Raw genomic sequence first — 15564 nt, 5'->3', positions numbered from 1 at the left:
AAGGGGCACCCATGGCAGGCAAGCGAACCACACTCACCGTCCGGCTTCGCAGGCTCGCCGCGATGCTGCGTGAGCTGCGCGAATCCGCCGGGCTCAGCAAAGAGGACGTGAGCGCGCGCACCGGCATCAACGTGACAACGCTGTACCGCATCGAAATGGCGCAGGCGCGCCCGCAGCGGCGCACGCTCAGCGCGATGCTCGACCTGTACCAGGTGAGCGAGAAAATGCGCGAGGAGGCCATGAGCCTGCTCAGCGACGCGCTCAAACCGGGTATGTCACACGCGTACGAAGGCGCGCTGTCCGATGTCTACGCCACCTACATCAACTTCGAGGCGGAAGCACTTTCGGCACGACAGTACCAGACCTCCACTGTGCCCGGCCTTTTGCAGACCTTCGAATACGCGGCGGCGGTGATCGATACGTCGATGCCGCGCCTCGATGCCTCCGTGATGGAGAGCCGGGCCAAGGCGCGCATGGATCGCGCGGTGAACCTGACGAAGGACGATCCGCTCGAGCTGTGGGTGGTGATGGACGAGGCCGCCATCCGCCGGGTGGTCGGCGGTCCGGTGACCATGGTCGGCCAGCTCGACCGGCTGCTGGAGGAGACCAAGCGCAAAAACGTGATCCTGCAGGTCCTGCCGTTCGAGGCGGGCGCGCATCCCGGCATGGCCGGGTCGTTCACACTGCTCGACTTCCGCAATCCGGTCGACCCCGAACTGGTGTACGTGGAGAGCATGTCCGTGCACGATCTGGTCGAAGGTCATTCGGAGATCCGCCGATTCGGCGTGATCTTCGACCAGTTGCGGGCCATGGCGCTGAGCCCACGTGATTCCGCCGCGCTGATTCAGCGGGCTCGCGACGAGATCGCGGCCGGGGTGGATCGGGCACGGTAGCCACGACTTATGCGGTGAGCAGGCCGGCGATCCGGGCGAGGACCTCGGGTGCGAGGAGATCGTCGAGGGTCGCGTCGACGGCATGGGCCGTCAGGTTGCCCGTCACCAGGCGCCGCCAGTCCTCCACCGCGGCAGCCGCATCGGGTCGATCGCGCTCGGGGACGACCAGGACGAGTTCGCCGGGCAGGCTTTGTGGGCGGTGGGTCGACGCTGCACGTGCGAGCGCGTCGGAGTGATCGATCAGGTGCCGCAATTCGTCGCCCGTCATCGCGATCGTGCCCGCCAGCCTGTCGGTCAATTCGGCCGCTGACGTGTCAATGCCCGTTTCATGGTTGTGCGGACAGGATTCGTTGTCCGCGACGCCGATGAGCCGCTCGACGAATCTGCCCGGCGCCGTCGGCGACAGCGGTCCGACACCGGCATCCGTGCCCAGGAGGACAACCCGGACAACCTGGTTGTCCTCCCCCAGCCGCACCGCCATCTCCTGCGCGACGAGGCCGCCCGCCGACCATCCGAGCAACCGGTATGGCCCCTTGGGAGCGATCCGGCGGATCTCGGGCAGGAAGTGCTGCGCGTAGTCGCCGATCGTCGGCAGGTCGACAAGCGTCTGCAGCCCGTAGACGGGTACCTCCGGCTCGAGGTGGGCGAGCAGGCAGGCGAACGGCCAAGCCAGGCCCGACTCACCGGCGAGACAGAACAGCGGTGTGCCGTCGACCGAATCCGAGCGTGGACGGATCGGCAGCACGGTCGACACCGCGGCAGCGGGTCGCGGTTCGGCGTACACCTCGCGGGACCACTCGCAGGTCTGCGCCTGCTCCTCGTCTGTGCGCACAACAAATGGTACGTCGTACGAAAGTTCTACCGAGCCAGCAATTCCGGGGGCACCGGTCAGTGGACGATCGAGGGAAGACAGCGGGAACCGGCCCACAGATCGTCGATCAGGCGCTGGTAGCTCTCGGCGAGGTCGTCGAGCCGGGCCCACTCGCCGTAGAACTGCGCATCGGTGGCGTCGGCCATGGTGACGAACAGCCGCGCGCTGTGCGCGGCGAGCCGGTCGACGAGCATGCCGAGGGTTTCGCAGTGCTCGGCCGCGGTGGCCGAGGGCAGCGGGGCGGCCAGGATCACCCAGCGGTCGATCGCGCGCATCAGTTGCGCCCGGCGACGGTCGAGGCCGGGTGCCTCGAAGGCAGGCGTGCGGTCGCGCACCTGGTGCAGCACGGCGAGCTCGGCCGCCGCGTGCAACACCGGGTGGTAGTCCTCGGCCAGTCCACGGAACGCGGCGAGCATCAGCTCACGCCCGGGCAACCTGTTTCGGTCGACCGAAAACCGCGTCTCACAGCGCATCACCGTCATCTGGCACCTCCGGCTCGGCCACCCCGGCAAACACTCCGCCACCACTGTCCCCTACCACGATGCCAGACGGAAGCGAACAGGCCTGCGGACATCCAGGTTGTCCTGTTCGCCTGGCGTGTGCCCGCCGCGCTACAGCGCGCGCAGACTGCCGAACAGGCCGTCCTTCTCCTCACGTGGGCCCGCGGTGAAGTACAGCGCGTCGGCGTCGCCCGCGCTCTCACCGTTGCCGAACGTCAACGCCCACAACCCCTCGATCTGCACCGGCTCGCCTTCGCTGTCACGCAGGTAGTCGACGAAGGTGCCGGTGGTGTCGTCGAAGGCGAGGACCCGGCCGAGGCCACCGGAGTTGCCGATCAGCAACTTGCCCGAGAGCGCACCGAAGTTCGACGGCGCGATCGTCACCGCCCACGGTGCGTTGAGGCGCCCGCCGTCGTCGATGATGCGCACCAGCTTGCCCGCGGCATCGAATTCGGCGACCTTGCCCTTGTCCGGGGTGCCGTCGGCTGCTTCGTCGGCCTTGGCGTCGAGCGAGACCTCCTCGCCCTTGTCGAAGGCCTCGGGATCCTTCTTGTCGGCCTTGGTCACGGCGTAGGAGACGAACACCCGGCTGCCGACCGTGGTGATGTTGAACGGCGCCGGGTCGCCGGGAACGGCCTTGTTGCCCTTCTCCGGACTGGCGGGGTCGATGGGCTTGCCGGTGGCGAACGGGTTGGCGAAGCCGGTGGTCGTCACGGGCTGCCAGAACTTGTCGAAGGTGCGGATCTGCGGGTCGGCGCCGAAGTCGGCGGCCAGCAGTTTGTCACCGGAGGGTGCGAGCGCGAGCCCCAGGAACGACATGCCCTGGGCCGAACCGTCGAAAACCTGGTTGGCGCCGCCGTTGCGGCGGATGACAGCTCCGTCGGGCGCCTGCTCGGTCCAGGCGTTGATCCTGCCGGAATCGGTGCCGACGATGAACCGGGCCGAACCGCCGAGCGGGACCGGCATTCCGTTCAAATCGACCCACTGGTCGCGCACCGCGAACAGATCGGAATTGATCGGGGCCGGGTTGAACACCACACCGGTCGTCTTGCCCGCCGACTTGTCGGACGGGTCGGCATCGGTGCCGGGAATCGCGACGGATTCGAACTGGTCCCTGGTGAGTTTCTGCAGTGCCGCATCCGTCGACTCGCTGACATCACCGAGGAACTGGAACGACTTTCCACCCGCGCCCACCCAGAAATGTCCGCCCGCGCCCTTGGGCCGGGTCGCCAGCCCCCAGGCGTCGACCATCTCGGCGATGGTGAATTGGGCGTGATAGGAGTCGGAGCTGGCGGCCAGATCGGTTTGGCTGTACCGGTTGCCGTCGAGGGCGGCGACACCGTCGCCCGCCGGATCGGTGCCCGAGCACGCGGCAGCGACCAGGAGCACCGCGCCGAGAACCGCACCGCGCACCGGCCCGGACAGCACCCGGCGGGTGCCCCTCACATGTCCGTTCAACGTTCATTCCTTTCGACCTGCGCCGGACGGCGTTCAGGCGACGCTGACCTTATCCCGACCCGTGTGACGGTGTGCCGTGAACATGGCTGTGGTGGAGGTCTAGGCTGTCGCGCGTGGTCGAACCAAGCGCGCCCATCGCCCCGCATCCCGCCGTCGCCGCCCTGGCACCGCTGCTCGGTACCTGGCGCGGGCGAGGTCACGGTGAGTACCCGACCATCGATCCCTTCGACTACATGGAGGAGATCACCTTCGGCCATCTCGGCCGCCCGTTCCTCACCTACCGACAGCGGACCAAAGCCGCCGACGACGGCCGCCCGCTGCACGCGGAGACGGGCTATCTGCGCGCCCCAGCACCCGGCAAGGTCGAACTGGTGCTCGCCCACCCCACCGGAATCACCGAGATCTGCGAGGGAACACTCACCGAAACCGTCGACGGAATTCGGCTCGAATTGAATTCGACGAATATCGGGTTGAGCGGGTCGGCGAAATCGGTGACGGCGGTAGGCCGTTCCTTCCATGTGACCGGCGACACCATCGAGTACACGCTGCGGATGGCCGCTGTCGGCGAATCCCTGCAACATCATCTGAGCGCGACTCTGCAACGTGCGTGACAATGCAATTTCATTTGCACGTACCCGCTGAGCAGCATGTTCGATCGCGACGGCGGATCGTCACGGTCGCATAGCGATTATGTTCGAACACGCCCGCACATATGGCAACAATTGTGTGTCGCTTACTGCCGCCGCCTGTTGCCGAGCGCTTCCGCGTTCTACGGTTCTCCCATTCGGAACACGTCGAAACCCTGGACGAGGGAGACGAATATGAGCCGTTCCACCCTGATTTTGACCACCGCCGGAATGATTCTCGGCGGTGCCATGGCCATCGATCTGCTCGACGCCCGAGTCCAATCCGCGCCGCCCAAACCGGCTCCCGGCTATGAAGTGGTCCACCGCGACGCGGTCGAGCACACCGACAAAGACGCCTACGTCGTCCCGCCGTATCGCGCTCAGTAACCGGGCGGCAGCGCCGCGAACATGTCGCGGGTGACGGCGACCGCGTTGTCGGAACTGCCACCCTTGACCAGCAATGTCGCGAAGGCCATGTCGCCGCGGTAGCCGACGAACCACGAGTGCGATCCGCCGTCGACCTCCGCCTCACCGGTCTTGCCGTACACCTCGCCCTGATCGCGGATGCGTTCGGCGGTGCCGCCGGTGACGACCATCCGCATCATCTCGCGCAGTCCATCCACCACCTCGGGCGCGAGTTCGGGCCGCTCACCGACGATCTCGGTTGGCCTGCCCGCGATCAGATACGGCACCGGCGCCGACCCGTGCGCCACCGCCGCGGCCATCAGTGCCATCCCGAACGGGCTCGTCACCACCCGGCCCTGGCCGATGCCGTCCTCGGCGCGCTGGACCAGCCCGTCGGCGGGCGGCACCGACCCCGACAGCGTCGGCAACCCGGCCACCCGGTAGTCCTGGCCGATGCCGAGGCGGGCGGCAGCCTGGGTGAGCGCGTCGGGTTCGAGCCTGCTGGCCAGCCCCGCGAAGGTGGTGTTGCAGGAGCGTTCGTAGGCGGTGGCCATCGGCACGTCACCCACCGTGAAGAGGTTGTAGTTGGGAATCGTCCGCTCCCCGATGGTTGTCCGGCTCGGGCAGGGCAGCACTGTCTCGGGCGTCGCGAGACCCGCCGCCATCGCCGCCGACGCCGTGACCGTCTTGAAGATCGAGCCGGGTGGGTACTGGCCGCTCGTGGCCACGGGGCCGTCTCGGTCGGCGGCCTTGTTCTGGGCCACCGCGAGAATCGCGCCGGTGGAGGGCCTGATCACCACCATCATCGTCTGCTCGGTGCGCAGGTCGACCGCGTGCTGCGCCGAATTCTGCACGAAACGGTCGATGCTGAGCGCGAACGACGGTGCGGGCTGGGCCGGGACCTCGTGCAGCACATCGAGATCCGCGCCGTTGGCGTTGCGGGTGACCACGCTCCAGCCCGCCTTGCCGTCCACCTCGGCGATCACGGTCTTGCGCACCTGGGTGAGCAGGTCGGGGGCGAACTTGCGATCGGTGGGCACCATGTCCCACTCCTGGGTGAGCGTCACGCCGGGCAGACCGATCAGGTGGCCGCCGAGCGTCTCGGCCTCGTACTCGCTGAGCAGGACGACCGTGTACGCCCCATCGGCTTTGCGTGCGGCCGACAGAATGGCCTGCGGGGTGTAGGCCACCGGATCGATGCGGCTCAGCGCAGCGGCAAGGGCTCCCGCGACCCGGTCGGGGTCCGGGGCGTCGGCGACCGTGAACCGCACCCGTGACACCTTGCCCGGCACGAGCACATCGCTGCCCGCCGACTCGTTGACCCGTGCGCGCGGCGCGGGTTGGGTTCGTAATTCCAGGCTTTGGGTGTCGCCGAGTTTGGGGTGGATGTCGGTGGAGGTCCAGCGCACCAACCAGCGGCCGTCGCTGCGGCCCATCTGCAGTTCACCCGAATAGGTCCAGTGGCGGCCCTTGGGCAGGGTCCACTCGTAGGTGTAGTCGACGGTGGCGGTGTCGCCCTGCACGCGCGCGTCGCCGGTGCGGACGGTGAGCTTCTCGGCCTGCAGCGCGTCCCAGGTGGAAGTGAGTGCGGCCGTGGCCTTCTCGGGCGCGGTCGTGAGACCACCCGCGGTGACCAGATCGCGGTCGGCCAGGGCCTCGGCGAAATCCTGGGCAGCAGGCACCGGACCCTGCGGACCCGTCGAACACGCGCCCGAGGAGAGCGCGAGCGCGAGCACCGCACAGGTGGTGAACATCCGAGTCCTCATCGGCACAGATGGTAACGGCGAACCGGGCGCCGACGACGCAACAACGCCGGGTCAGCGGCGGAAAACTAATCGACGAGGACGGTCGCGAAGGTGGCGATCTGACGGAAACCCACACGGCTGTAAGCACGTCGGGCGATCTGGTTGTAGTCGTTCACGTACAGGCTGGCCGTACGGCCTGTCGACACAACGGCATTCGCGACGGCGGCCGTTCCGGCCGTCCCCACCCCGCTACCGCGATGCTCGGGATGCACCCACACGCCCTGGATCTGGCCGGTGCGCCGCGACAACGACCCGATCTCGGCCTTGTACACCACTTCGCCGTCGTCGAAACGTGCCCAGGCCCGGCCGGATTCGATGAGGCTCTTGATGCGGCGGCGGTAACCGCGACCACCGTCGCCCGCGCGGGGGTCGACGCCGACCTCCTCGATGAACATGGAGATCGCGGCGGTGAGGTAGCGGTCGATCTCGTCGGGCCGCACTCGTCGCACCGCGCTGTCCGGGCGGGCGAGGGCCGGTTGGGCCAGGGCGAGCAGCGGCTGGTCGGCGCGTAACTCCCTGGCCGGTCCCCAACTCGGCGCCAGCATCTCCCACAGCGGCAGCGCCAGCTCCTGCCTGCCGACCACGGAGGAACACACGCGCGGCCATCTGGTCGCCCGATCGGCGAACGCGCGAAGGGCCTGTTGATCGCCGCGCAGCGGAACCAGGTTCGCACCGGAGAAGCACAGGGAGTCGCCCGGGCCGCCGCGACTCCACAACTCGCCCACGCCGGAACGGGTGTCGAGCCCGAATTCCTGGACACGGGCCGCGATCATGCACGAGGCGACCGGGTCGGCGTCGAGGACCCGTAGCACCTCGGCCAGGTCCCGCACGGTCACCGGACGCGCGGGGGTGGCCTTGGACCGTCGCGTCGGCTCCAGCAGACTCCGCACGGCACCAGCCTGCCACGAAAGCGGGCGCAGTGGTACGGGTCGAGCTGAATCCGTCGCCGGACCGTGAGGGATCAGCCCGCGGTGACCACCGGCTGCGCGCCGGGCTCGGTGCCCATCTCCTCGGCGATCCGCATCGCCTCCTCGATCAGGGTCTCCACGATCTGCGCTTCCGGCACGGTCTTGATGACCTCGCCCTTGACGAAGATCTGGCCCTTGCCGTTGCCGGAGGCCACTCCGAGATCGGCTTCGCGCGCCTCGCCCGGCCCGTTCACCACGCAACCCATCACGGCCACGCGCAGCGGCACCTCGAGGCCGTCGAGACCGGCCGCGACGGCGTCGGCCAGGGTGTACACATCGACCTGGGCGCGTCCACACGACGGGCACGACACGATCTCGAGCTTGCGCGGACGCAGGTTCAGCGACTGCAGGATCTGGCCGCCGACCTTCACCTCTTCGGCGGGCGGCGCCGACAGCGAGACGCGGATCGTGTCACCGATGCCCTCGCTGAGCAGGGCGCCGAACGCGACCGCCGACTTGATGGTGCCCTGGAACGCCGGTCCCGCCTCGGTGACGCCGAGGTGCAGCGGGTAGTCGCTGCGCGCGGCGAGCTGACGGTAGGCCTCGACCATCACGACCGGGTCGTTGTGCTTGACCGAGATCTTGATGTCGCCGAAGCCGTGGTCCTCGAACAGGCTCGCCTCCCACAGCGCCGACTCGACCAGCGCCTCGGGGGTGGCCTTGCCGTACTTCTCCATCATCCGCTTGTCCAGCGAACCGGCGTTCACGCCGATGCGGATCGGGATGCCCGCCGCGCCCGCGGCTTTGGCGACCTCGCCGACGCGACCGTCGAATTCCTTGATGTTGCCCGGGTTCACCCGCACCGCGGCGCAGCCCGCGTCGATGGCGGCGAAGATGTAGCGGGGCTGGAAGTGGATGTCGGCGATCACCGGGATCTGTGACTTCTTGGCGATGGTCGCCAGGGCGTCGGCGTCTTCCTGCCTCGGACACGCCACGCGCACGATGTCGCAGCCCGAGGCGGTGAGTTCGGCGATCTGCTGGAGGGTGGCGTTCACGTCGTGGGTCTTGGTGGTCGTCATCGACTGCACCGAGATGGGATGGTCACTGCCCACGCCGACATTGCCGACCATGAGCTGACGGGTCTTGCGCCGTGGTGCGAGAACAGCAGCGGGAGCGGCGGGCATCCCCAATCCGATAGTGCTGGTCACGGTCGGCTGCCTTCTTTCCTACGGATCTCGAATCGACCTGGGCTGATTGCTTCCGAGCTTAGTCGCGCGCCTCGACACGGCCGTGTGAGGGGCATAACACGAGCCGGTGTGCGGCCGCCTCGATCTGGACTGACCAGAGGGTGCGACGAAGGAGTGCCCGCCGGGAGGGAAGATCGAGGAAACAGGCCGCACACCCGCGGCGCCAGCCGCCGATATTACGGTAGGCGGATCGGGTTGACGATGTCGGCGGCGAGGGTGAGCAGCATGAACGCACCGCCGATCACGACGGCCACATACGTCACGGGGAGCAGTTTCAGATAGTCGACCGGGCCCGCGGGGGCCTTGCCGCGCCAGGAACGCACCACGTCGCGCACCTTCTCGTAGAGCACCACCGCGATGTGCCCGCCGTCGAGCGGGAGCAACGGCAGCAGGTTGAACGCGCCGAGGAAGAAGTTCAGGCTGGCCAGTACCAGGATGAACATGCCCCACAGGCCACGCTCGGCGGTTTCGCCACCGATCCGGCTGGCGCCGTAGACGCTGACCGGGGTCTCCGGGTCGCGCTCGCCGCCGGTGACGGCCTCCCACAGCGCCGACACCTTCTGCGGCATCTTGGCCAGCGACTTCACCGTCTCGACGAAGAAGTCGCCGGTGAACACGATGGTCGCCGGAATCGCCTCGACCACGCCGTACTGCTGCGGTTCGGCGTAATCGGGGCCCACACCGACCGCGGACACCTCGCGGGCCGGACCCTCCTTGGGCGAACGCATCACCCGCTCGGGGGTCACGGGCACGGTGAGGGTGTCGCCGTCGCGTTCGATGGTGTAGGTGAACGTGCCGGACTGCTTCTGGGTTTCGGCCTGGAACTGCGCCCAGGTGGTCACCTCGACGCCGTTGACCGCCTTCACCACGTCGCCACGCTGTAAACCGGCGCGCTGAGCCGGACCGTCACCCGTGCACGGTGCGAGCTTCTTGTCCGGCGTCTCCTGGGCGACGCAGCTCATGGTGCCGAGTGCGGTGGCAGGCGGCTGCTCGAGCTGCGGCAGACCCCAGCCCACCGCCAACACGACCAGAAGAATGAAGCCGAGCAGGAAGTTCATGGCGATGCCACCGAACATCACCACCAGCCGCTTCCAGGTGGACTGGCGATACATCGCCCGGTCCACCTCTTCGGGCTCCAGCTCGTCCAGGGCCGTCATGCCCGCGATATCGCAGAAGCCGCCGAGCGGCAGCGCCTTGAGGCCGTATTCGGTCTCACCACGACGGAACGAGAAGATACGGGGCCCGAAACCGATGAAGTAGCGGCGTACCTTCATGCCGGTCGCCTGCGCGGCCCACATGTGCCCGCATTCGTGCAACGCGATCGAGATCGTGATACCGACGGCGAACAGGGCAAACCCGAACGCGAATACCATCTGGCCCTTTCTCTGTTCTCGGCGGCTGGCGCCGCGGTGGGGGTCCCGTTGAGTCGGTCAGGTCAGGGCGTCGGTACTTCGGCGATGGCCTCGGCGGCGAACTCCCTGGCCCAGCGGTCGGCCGCGAGGACGTCGTCCAGGGTATCGGGTTCGGCACGCCAGCGGTCCGCGGCCTCGACCGCGCGGGTGACGGTGCGCACGATGGCCGGGAAGCTGATCGCGCCGTCCAGGAAGGCCGAGACTGCTACTTCGTTGGCTGCGTTGTAGACGGCGGTGACGCTGCCGCCCGCCTCACCGGCTTGCCTTGCCAGACGTACAGCGGGGAAGACCGCGTCGTCGACGGGCTCGAACGTCCAGGTCGACGCCGTACCGAAATCGCAGGGCGTGGCCGCGCCGGGGAGGCGGTCGGGCCAGCCGAGCGCCAAGGCGATGGGCAGCTTCATATCCGGCGGGCTCGCCTGGGCCAGGGTGGAACCGTCGGTGAACGTGACGAGCGAATGCACGATCGACTGCGGGTGCACGGTGACATCGATGCGGTCGTAGGGCACCCCGAACAGCAGATGGGTCTCGATCAGTTCCAGGCCCTTGTTCACCAGCGAGGCCGAGTTCAGCGTGTTCATCGGGCCCATCGACCAGGTCGGATGCGTTTTCGCCTCGTCGGGGTTCACCGATTCGAGCATCTCGGTGGTCCAGCCGCGGAACGGGCCGCCGGAGGCCGTGAGCACCAACCGGTCGACTTCCTCGGCGCGACCGCCGCGCAGGCATTGGGCCAGGGCGGAGTGTTCGGAGTCGACGGGGACGATCTGGCCGGGTGCGGCCGCCCGGGTGACCAGCGAACCGCCCGCGACGAGGGACTCCTTGTTGGCCAGTGCCAACCGGGTGCCTGCCTCGAGGGTGGCCAGCGTCGGTTCCAGGCCGAGCGAGCCGACCAGGGCGTTGAGCACCACGTCGGCCTCGGTGCGGCGCACGAGTTCGGTCACCGCGCCCGGCCCGCCGAGGTCGAGATCGAGTTGCCGGGCGGCGGCGGGATCGGCCACGGCGACATTGCGGGTGCCGGTGGCGGCCATCTGCTCGGCGAGCAGTGCGGGATTGCCGCCGCGCGCGGCCAACCCGACCACCTCGAAGCGGTCCGGGTTGGCGGCGATCACCTCGAGCGCCTGGGTGCCGATCGAACCGGTACTGCCCAGGAGCAGCACCTTCACCCGGTCGGTCGACGTCGTATTGCCGTGCGCGGCACGGGGTGCGTGGTGGGACACGGGCCCATTGTGGCAGGGCTGCTGGCTACGACGAACGGTCGTATGCCACGATATGCACACTCGCCCAACCAGAACTCGAGCCCTAAGGAGCGATCGTGGCCGCCACGGACCTCGAAAAAGCCAGCACCGAGCGCGCCGTCGCCACCAGCGTCGACCCCGCCGAGGTGCCCTCGGCAGCGTGGGGCTGGAGCGGCGAGTCGCCCAAGACCTTCCGCATCGCCGGCTGGTTCGTCGTGATCGCGCTGCTCGGCATGACCATCGGTAACCACCAGGGCCACGTCGAGGACATCTTCCTCATCGGGTTCGCCGGTCTGCTCGCGGCGATCCTCGTCCTCGATTCGCTCACCAAGCGCATCCCGAGGTAGACACCCGCACCGATGCCTGCGGCCGCGATTCGATCGCGCCGCAGGCATTGTCGTGTCAGCGCCCGCGTCGTGCGCCGGGCTTGCGTCCGGTCTTGGCAGGTTTGCGTTGCGCGGTCTGCTTCTTCGGCGCCTGCTTCTTGGGCGCACGCTCGGGCGCGGGCCTGGCCGGTTCCGCGCCGCGTGAACTGTTGGCCGAACGGCCGCGCACGATGCCGACGAATTCCTCGACCAGTTCCGAATCGCCGTCGGCGGGCCAGGCCAGTGCGATCCGGGTGAACTCGGTGTCGCTGATCGGGCGGTACACCAGGTCGCGCCGATGGTGCAGTCGGGCGATCGACTGCGGCACGATCGTCACTCCCCCGACGGCCGCGACCATCGCCAGGGCGTCCGCGGCCTGATCCAGATCGCCGCTGTCATGGTGCTGTTCGTCGGCCAGATCGGCCGGGCTCACCGCATCGAGCAGCGACAGCGCGTCGTCCTTCTGTACGACCGCGACCGGCGTCTCCTCCCACAGCGGGATCGCGTTCATTCCGGACCGGTCCATCGGCAACCGCACGAAGCACAGATCCACCCGGCCCTCGCGCAGCGCGCTCTCCTGCTCGCTCTGCGCGACGCCGAGCACCTCGAGGGGGTGGTCGGGCAGCCGCTCGCCCCACACGCGGGCCCACTTCGACACCGTCACCCCCGGCACGAAACCGACGCGCAGGCTCGCGGGCCCCTCCGGCTTCTGCTCGCGCTGTGCCTGCTCGTCGGCACGGATCAGCTCCCGCGCATGTTCGAGCAGGGTCGCGCCGTCCTCGGACAGCTGGGTCGGCGACGCACCTGGCACGAACAGCCGCGTGCCGAGTTCGCCCTCGAGCTCGATCACGGTGGCGCTCAAGGCCTGACGCGGAATCCGCAGCGCCTTCGCGGCGCGCGCGAAATGCAGTTCCTCGGCCACGGCGACGAACCGACGTAACCGGGTGAGGTCGATGGAGTCGGCGGCGGTGACGTCGAAGTCGCTCATTCGGATCAGAATATGGCACGCGCCGAACAGGTCGGCGCGCCGATCACAGGTTCGTCAGCACGGCGATGAGCACGGCGATGCCGATCACGATGGCGAACACCACCAGCAGCACCCCGAACATCGACCCCCAACCGCCGCGCGCGGGCGGTGGTGGCATGGGCGCGCGCATCGCGGGCTGGGCCCAAGCGGCGGGGGTCGCCGGTCGCGGCGCCATCGGCGGAACCGGTGCGACCGGGATCGCGGCACCTGAGGTGTTCACCGGCCGCATCGGCTGCATCCCCATGAACGGCTGCGCGTGCGCCCCGGACGGCGGGCGGGCGATCGGGCGGGCACCAGTCGTCCCCGTGCGCATGGCCCGCTGGGCGGCCTCGACGAACTCCTCGCAGGAGGAGAACCGGTCGGCTGGTCGCTTGGCCAGCGCCCGCGCCATCACGGCATCCAGATTCGGCGGCAGCCCGGCCCGGCGCGGGCTCACCGGCGGTGGCGGCGACTGCAGGTGCCCGGTGATGACGGCGGCCGGGCTCGGCGCCTCGAACGGTGCGGTGCCGGTGAGCAGGGTGTAGAGCGTGCAGGCCAGCGAATACTGGTCGGCGCGATGGTCGAGCGGCACACCGGTGAGCTGCTCGGGTGCCGCGTAGGCCAACGTCGCGGTGAACGAGCCGGTCTCGGTGAGGTGACCCGAATCGTCGCGCAGACGCGCGATGCCGAAGTCGGTGAGATACACCCGCTCCTGGCTGTTGGACCTGGCCAGCAGGATATTGGCCGGTTTCACATCGCGGTGCAGCACGCCAGCACGGTGCGCGAAGTCAAGGGCGGCGGCGGTCTCCCGGATGATCTGCAACGCCCGATCAGGTGGCAGCGTCGCCGGATCGAGCATCGACGCGTCGATCCCGTCGACGTATTGCATGCTGATCCACAGCTGGTCGTTCTCCACACCGCGGTCGAACACCGTCACGATATTGGGGTGGTCGAGCTGGGCGACCAGATCGGCTTCCCGCTCGAACCTGGCGCGGATCTCGGCGTCGGAGAACAGCTCCTGATTCAGCAGTTTCAGCGCGGTCCACCTCGGCAGCCGAGGATGCCTGGCCAGGTACACCGAACCCATCCCGCCGCGACCCAACTGCCGGTCGATCGTGTAGCCGGCGAATACCGTCCCGTCAGAAACCACTCTGACCCCCGAATCTCGCTCGTCGTCCGACGCGCTGGACCCTACCAAAACGGTGTTCGTGCCGTCGCGGGCATCCTTCAGCTCATCGGGAAGGTGGTCAGTTCCTTCAGCAGTTCGGGCAGGTCCTCGGCCAGCACGTCCGAATCCCGGGAGAACAGGAATACCCAGCGTTCTCGGCCGGGGTCACTGAATGTGGAGACGACCACGGTCATGTTGTAGCTGTCTCTGCCGTACTGGTCTTTGAAGAAGCGCGCCCGGTGGTCGTCGGTGCGTGTGCCGGACGATCCGCTGCCCACATCTTTGGTCTCGCGCTCGAATCGGGCGACCGCCGTCTTCGCCGACTCCTCGGAGGGGAACGCGTAGAAGGCGAAGCTGGTCGCGTTGATGTCGGCGGGTTTGCAGGACCATTTGGCATGCGCCTCTTGAAATGTCAGTTCCCACTGGAGTTCGTTGCGCGTGGTGGTATTGACATAAGCCTCGCAGGAGCGGCCACCGGCACCGACTCCGGTTAGGTAGGGGTTCGACAGCGATGTCCCATCGGCTTCACCGGGCGGCAGCATCTGCGGGAACGCCGCCGACATCGCGGCTATGTCGCGATGGGCACGGGAACGATTGAGAATCTGCGACACCCAGGTGCTGTCGTCCTGCCACACCCAGTACGACGCACCTGCGATCGCGGCGAACACCGTCAGCAGAATCAGCGGAACGACGCCACGCCCGCGCCGGGCCGGAACGGGGCGAGCGGGATGAACCGGCGCCGGTCGCGGGTGCGGCGGCGCGGGTATCGATGGGCGTGGATACTGCTGGTGCGCAGGAGATGCGAATACCGTCGGTTGCCCGCCCGTCCCGGTGAGAGCACGGCGGGCGGCGGCTGCGAATTCCGCACACGAATCGAAGCGGTCCGCCGGGCGCTTGGCCAGTGCCCGCGCCAGGACCGCGTCCAACGCGGCGGGGAGGTCCGGTCGGTGCCTGCGTACCGAGGGCGGTGGGGATTGCAGATGACCTTGAATGACGAGCACCGGATTCGCCGCCTCGTACGGAGCTTCTCCCGTGAGCAACGAGTACAGCGTGCAGCCGAGGGAGTACTGGTCGGCGCGATGGTCCAGCGGCGCGCCGGTGAGCTGTTCGGGAGACGCGAAAGCCAAGGTGGCGGTGAAGGTTCCGGTCTGGGTGAGGTGGTGGACATCGTCGCGGGGGCGCGCGATACCGAAATCGGTGAGCAGCACGCGCTCCGGACCGTTCGCGGCGGCCAGCAGGATATTGGCCGGTTTCACGTCGCGATGCAGCACGCCGTTGCCGTGCGCGTGGTCGAGTGCGGCGGCGGTGCCCTCGATGATGTGCAGCGCGCGGGCAGCGGGAACAGGATGCTCGATGGCGGCGGCATCGACACCGTCGACGAACTGCATGCTGATCCACAGCCGCCCGTCGTCGACGCCCCGGTCGTACACGGTGACGATGTTCGGGTGTTCGAGCTGCGCGGCCAGATCGGCCTCCCGCTCGAACCTGGCCCGGATCTCGTTGTCCGAGAACAGTTCCGGATTCAGCAGTTTGAGCGCGGTCTGGCGCGGCAGCCGAGGATGCCTGGCCAGGTACACCGAACCCATCCCGCCACGACCGAGCTGTCGTTCGATCGCGTACCCGGCGAAAACGTCCCCCGTCGCAAGCATGATCCCCCGTTGTCGA

The 15564-nt window shown here is 68.3% G+C and carries 15 protein-coding genes; 4 read left to right on the top strand and 11 right to left on the bottom strand.

Features of this window, described 5'->3' with window-relative positions; translation table 11 throughout:
- Nucleotides 1-11: 11 nt before the first annotated feature.
- Entirely contained in the window at nt 12-893 is an 882-nt protein-coding gene (locus tag ACWEVR_RS14140; RefSeq protein WP_067636503.1) for a helix-turn-helix domain-containing protein, read from the top strand.
- Between the two features lie 7 nt (nt 894-900).
- Here the strand turns inward: ACWEVR_RS14140 and ACWEVR_RS14135 are convergent, their stop codons facing one another.
- The 3 genes from ACWEVR_RS14135 to ACWEVR_RS14125 all read right to left on the bottom strand — a co-directional run bounded on the left by ACWEVR_RS14135 (nt 901) and on the right by ACWEVR_RS14125 (nt 3722).
- Nucleotides 901-1725, bottom strand: coding sequence for a thioesterase domain-containing protein (locus ACWEVR_RS14135; protein ID WP_452467272.1), 825 nt, complete (start codon nt 1723-1725; stop codon nt 901-903).
- A gap of 56 nt (nt 1726-1781) precedes the next feature.
- A complete protein-coding gene (locus ACWEVR_RS14130) occupies nt 1782-2246 on the bottom strand; it encodes a DUF4254 domain-containing protein (protein WP_452467271.1) in 465 nt (154 codons plus the stop codon).
- A 129-nt stretch (nt 2247-2375) separates the two neighbouring features.
- Nucleotides 2376-3722 (bottom strand): TIGR03118 family protein, encoded by a 1347-nt coding sequence (locus ACWEVR_RS14125; RefSeq protein WP_452467270.1) that lies wholly within the window; start codon nt 3720-3722, stop codon nt 2376-2378.
- 113 nt (nt 3723-3835) lie between these two features.
- Here ACWEVR_RS14125 and ACWEVR_RS14120 point away from each other — a divergent pair, with 113 nt between their 5' ends.
- Together ACWEVR_RS14120 and ACWEVR_RS14115 are read left to right on the top strand one after the other, a co-directional pair.
- The gene (locus tag ACWEVR_RS14120; protein ID WP_452467269.1) at nt 3836-4333 is read left to right on the top strand and encodes a peroxynitrite isomerase; all 498 of its coding nucleotides are present in this window, start codon (nt 3836-3838) and stop codon (nt 4331-4333) included.
- Between the two features lie 210 nt (nt 4334-4543).
- The gene (locus tag ACWEVR_RS14115; protein ID WP_067496292.1) at nt 4544-4735 is read left to right on the top strand and encodes a hypothetical protein; all 192 of its coding nucleotides are present in this window, start codon (nt 4544-4546) and stop codon (nt 4733-4735) included.
- Here the strand turns inward: ACWEVR_RS14115 and ACWEVR_RS14110 are convergent.
- The 5 genes from ACWEVR_RS14110 to dxr form a co-directional block, all read right to left on the bottom strand.
- Nucleotides 4729-6519, bottom strand: coding sequence for a penicillin-binding transpeptidase domain-containing protein (locus ACWEVR_RS14110; RefSeq protein ID WP_452467268.1), 1791 nt, complete (start codon nt 6517-6519; stop codon nt 4729-4731). The two genes, ACWEVR_RS14115 and ACWEVR_RS14110, sit on opposite strands and share 7 nt — an antisense overlap.
- Nucleotides 6520-6584: 65 nt before the next feature.
- Nucleotides 6585-7439: a GNAT family N-acetyltransferase gene (locus ACWEVR_RS14105; protein ID WP_452467383.1), complete on the bottom strand. Its 855-nt coding sequence runs from the start codon at nt 7437-7439 to the stop codon at nt 6585-6587.
- Between the two features lie 80 nt (nt 7440-7519).
- Entirely contained in the window at nt 7520-8674 is a 1155-nt protein-coding gene (ispG, locus tag ACWEVR_RS14100; RefSeq protein ID WP_181696838.1) for a flavodoxin-dependent (E)-4-hydroxy-3-methylbut-2-enyl-diphosphate synthase, read from the bottom strand.
- 215 nt (nt 8675-8889) lie between these two features.
- A complete protein-coding gene (locus tag ACWEVR_RS14095; protein ID WP_452467267.1) occupies nt 8890-10086 on the bottom strand; it encodes a M50 family metallopeptidase in 1197 nt (398 codons plus the stop codon).
- Nucleotides 10087-10148: 62 nt separating this feature from the next.
- Nucleotides 10149-11342, bottom strand: coding sequence for a 1-deoxy-D-xylulose-5-phosphate reductoisomerase (gene dxr / locus ACWEVR_RS14090; RefSeq protein WP_452467266.1), 1194 nt, complete (start codon nt 11340-11342; stop codon nt 10149-10151).
- Between the two features lie 95 nt (nt 11343-11437).
- On the opposite strand from dxr, the gene ACWEVR_RS14085 reads away from it, so the two are divergent.
- On the top strand, nt 11438-11707 hold the full coding sequence (locus ACWEVR_RS14085; protein ID WP_067636515.1) for a DUF2631 domain-containing protein: 270 nt from the start codon (nt 11438-11440) through the stop codon (nt 11705-11707).
- 55 nt (nt 11708-11762) lie between these two features.
- Here ACWEVR_RS14085 and ACWEVR_RS14080 read toward each other — a convergent pair whose 3' ends face one another.
- The 3 genes from ACWEVR_RS14080 to ACWEVR_RS14070 form a co-directional block, all read right to left on the bottom strand.
- Nucleotides 11763-12713, bottom strand: a complete 951-nt coding sequence (locus ACWEVR_RS14080) for a LysR family transcriptional regulator (RefSeq protein ID WP_452467265.1) — start codon at nt 12711-12713, stop codon at nt 11763-11765.
- 43 nt (nt 12714-12756) lie between these two features.
- A complete protein-coding gene (locus tag ACWEVR_RS14075; RefSeq protein ID WP_452467264.1) occupies nt 12757-13881 on the bottom strand; it encodes a serine/threonine-protein kinase in 1125 nt (374 codons plus the stop codon).
- Nucleotides 13882-13958: 77 nt separating this feature from the next.
- Nucleotides 13959-15548, bottom strand: coding sequence for a serine/threonine-protein kinase (locus tag ACWEVR_RS14070; RefSeq protein ID WP_452467263.1), 1590 nt, complete (start codon nt 15546-15548; stop codon nt 13959-13961).
- Nucleotides 15549-15564: the final 16 nt, after the last annotated feature.

The sequence above is a fragment of the Nocardia sp. NPDC003979 genome (assembly GCF_053605015.1).
The sequence above is the reverse complement of the archived record's forward strand: the minus strand, read 5'-3'. Positions and strand labels throughout refer to the sequence as shown.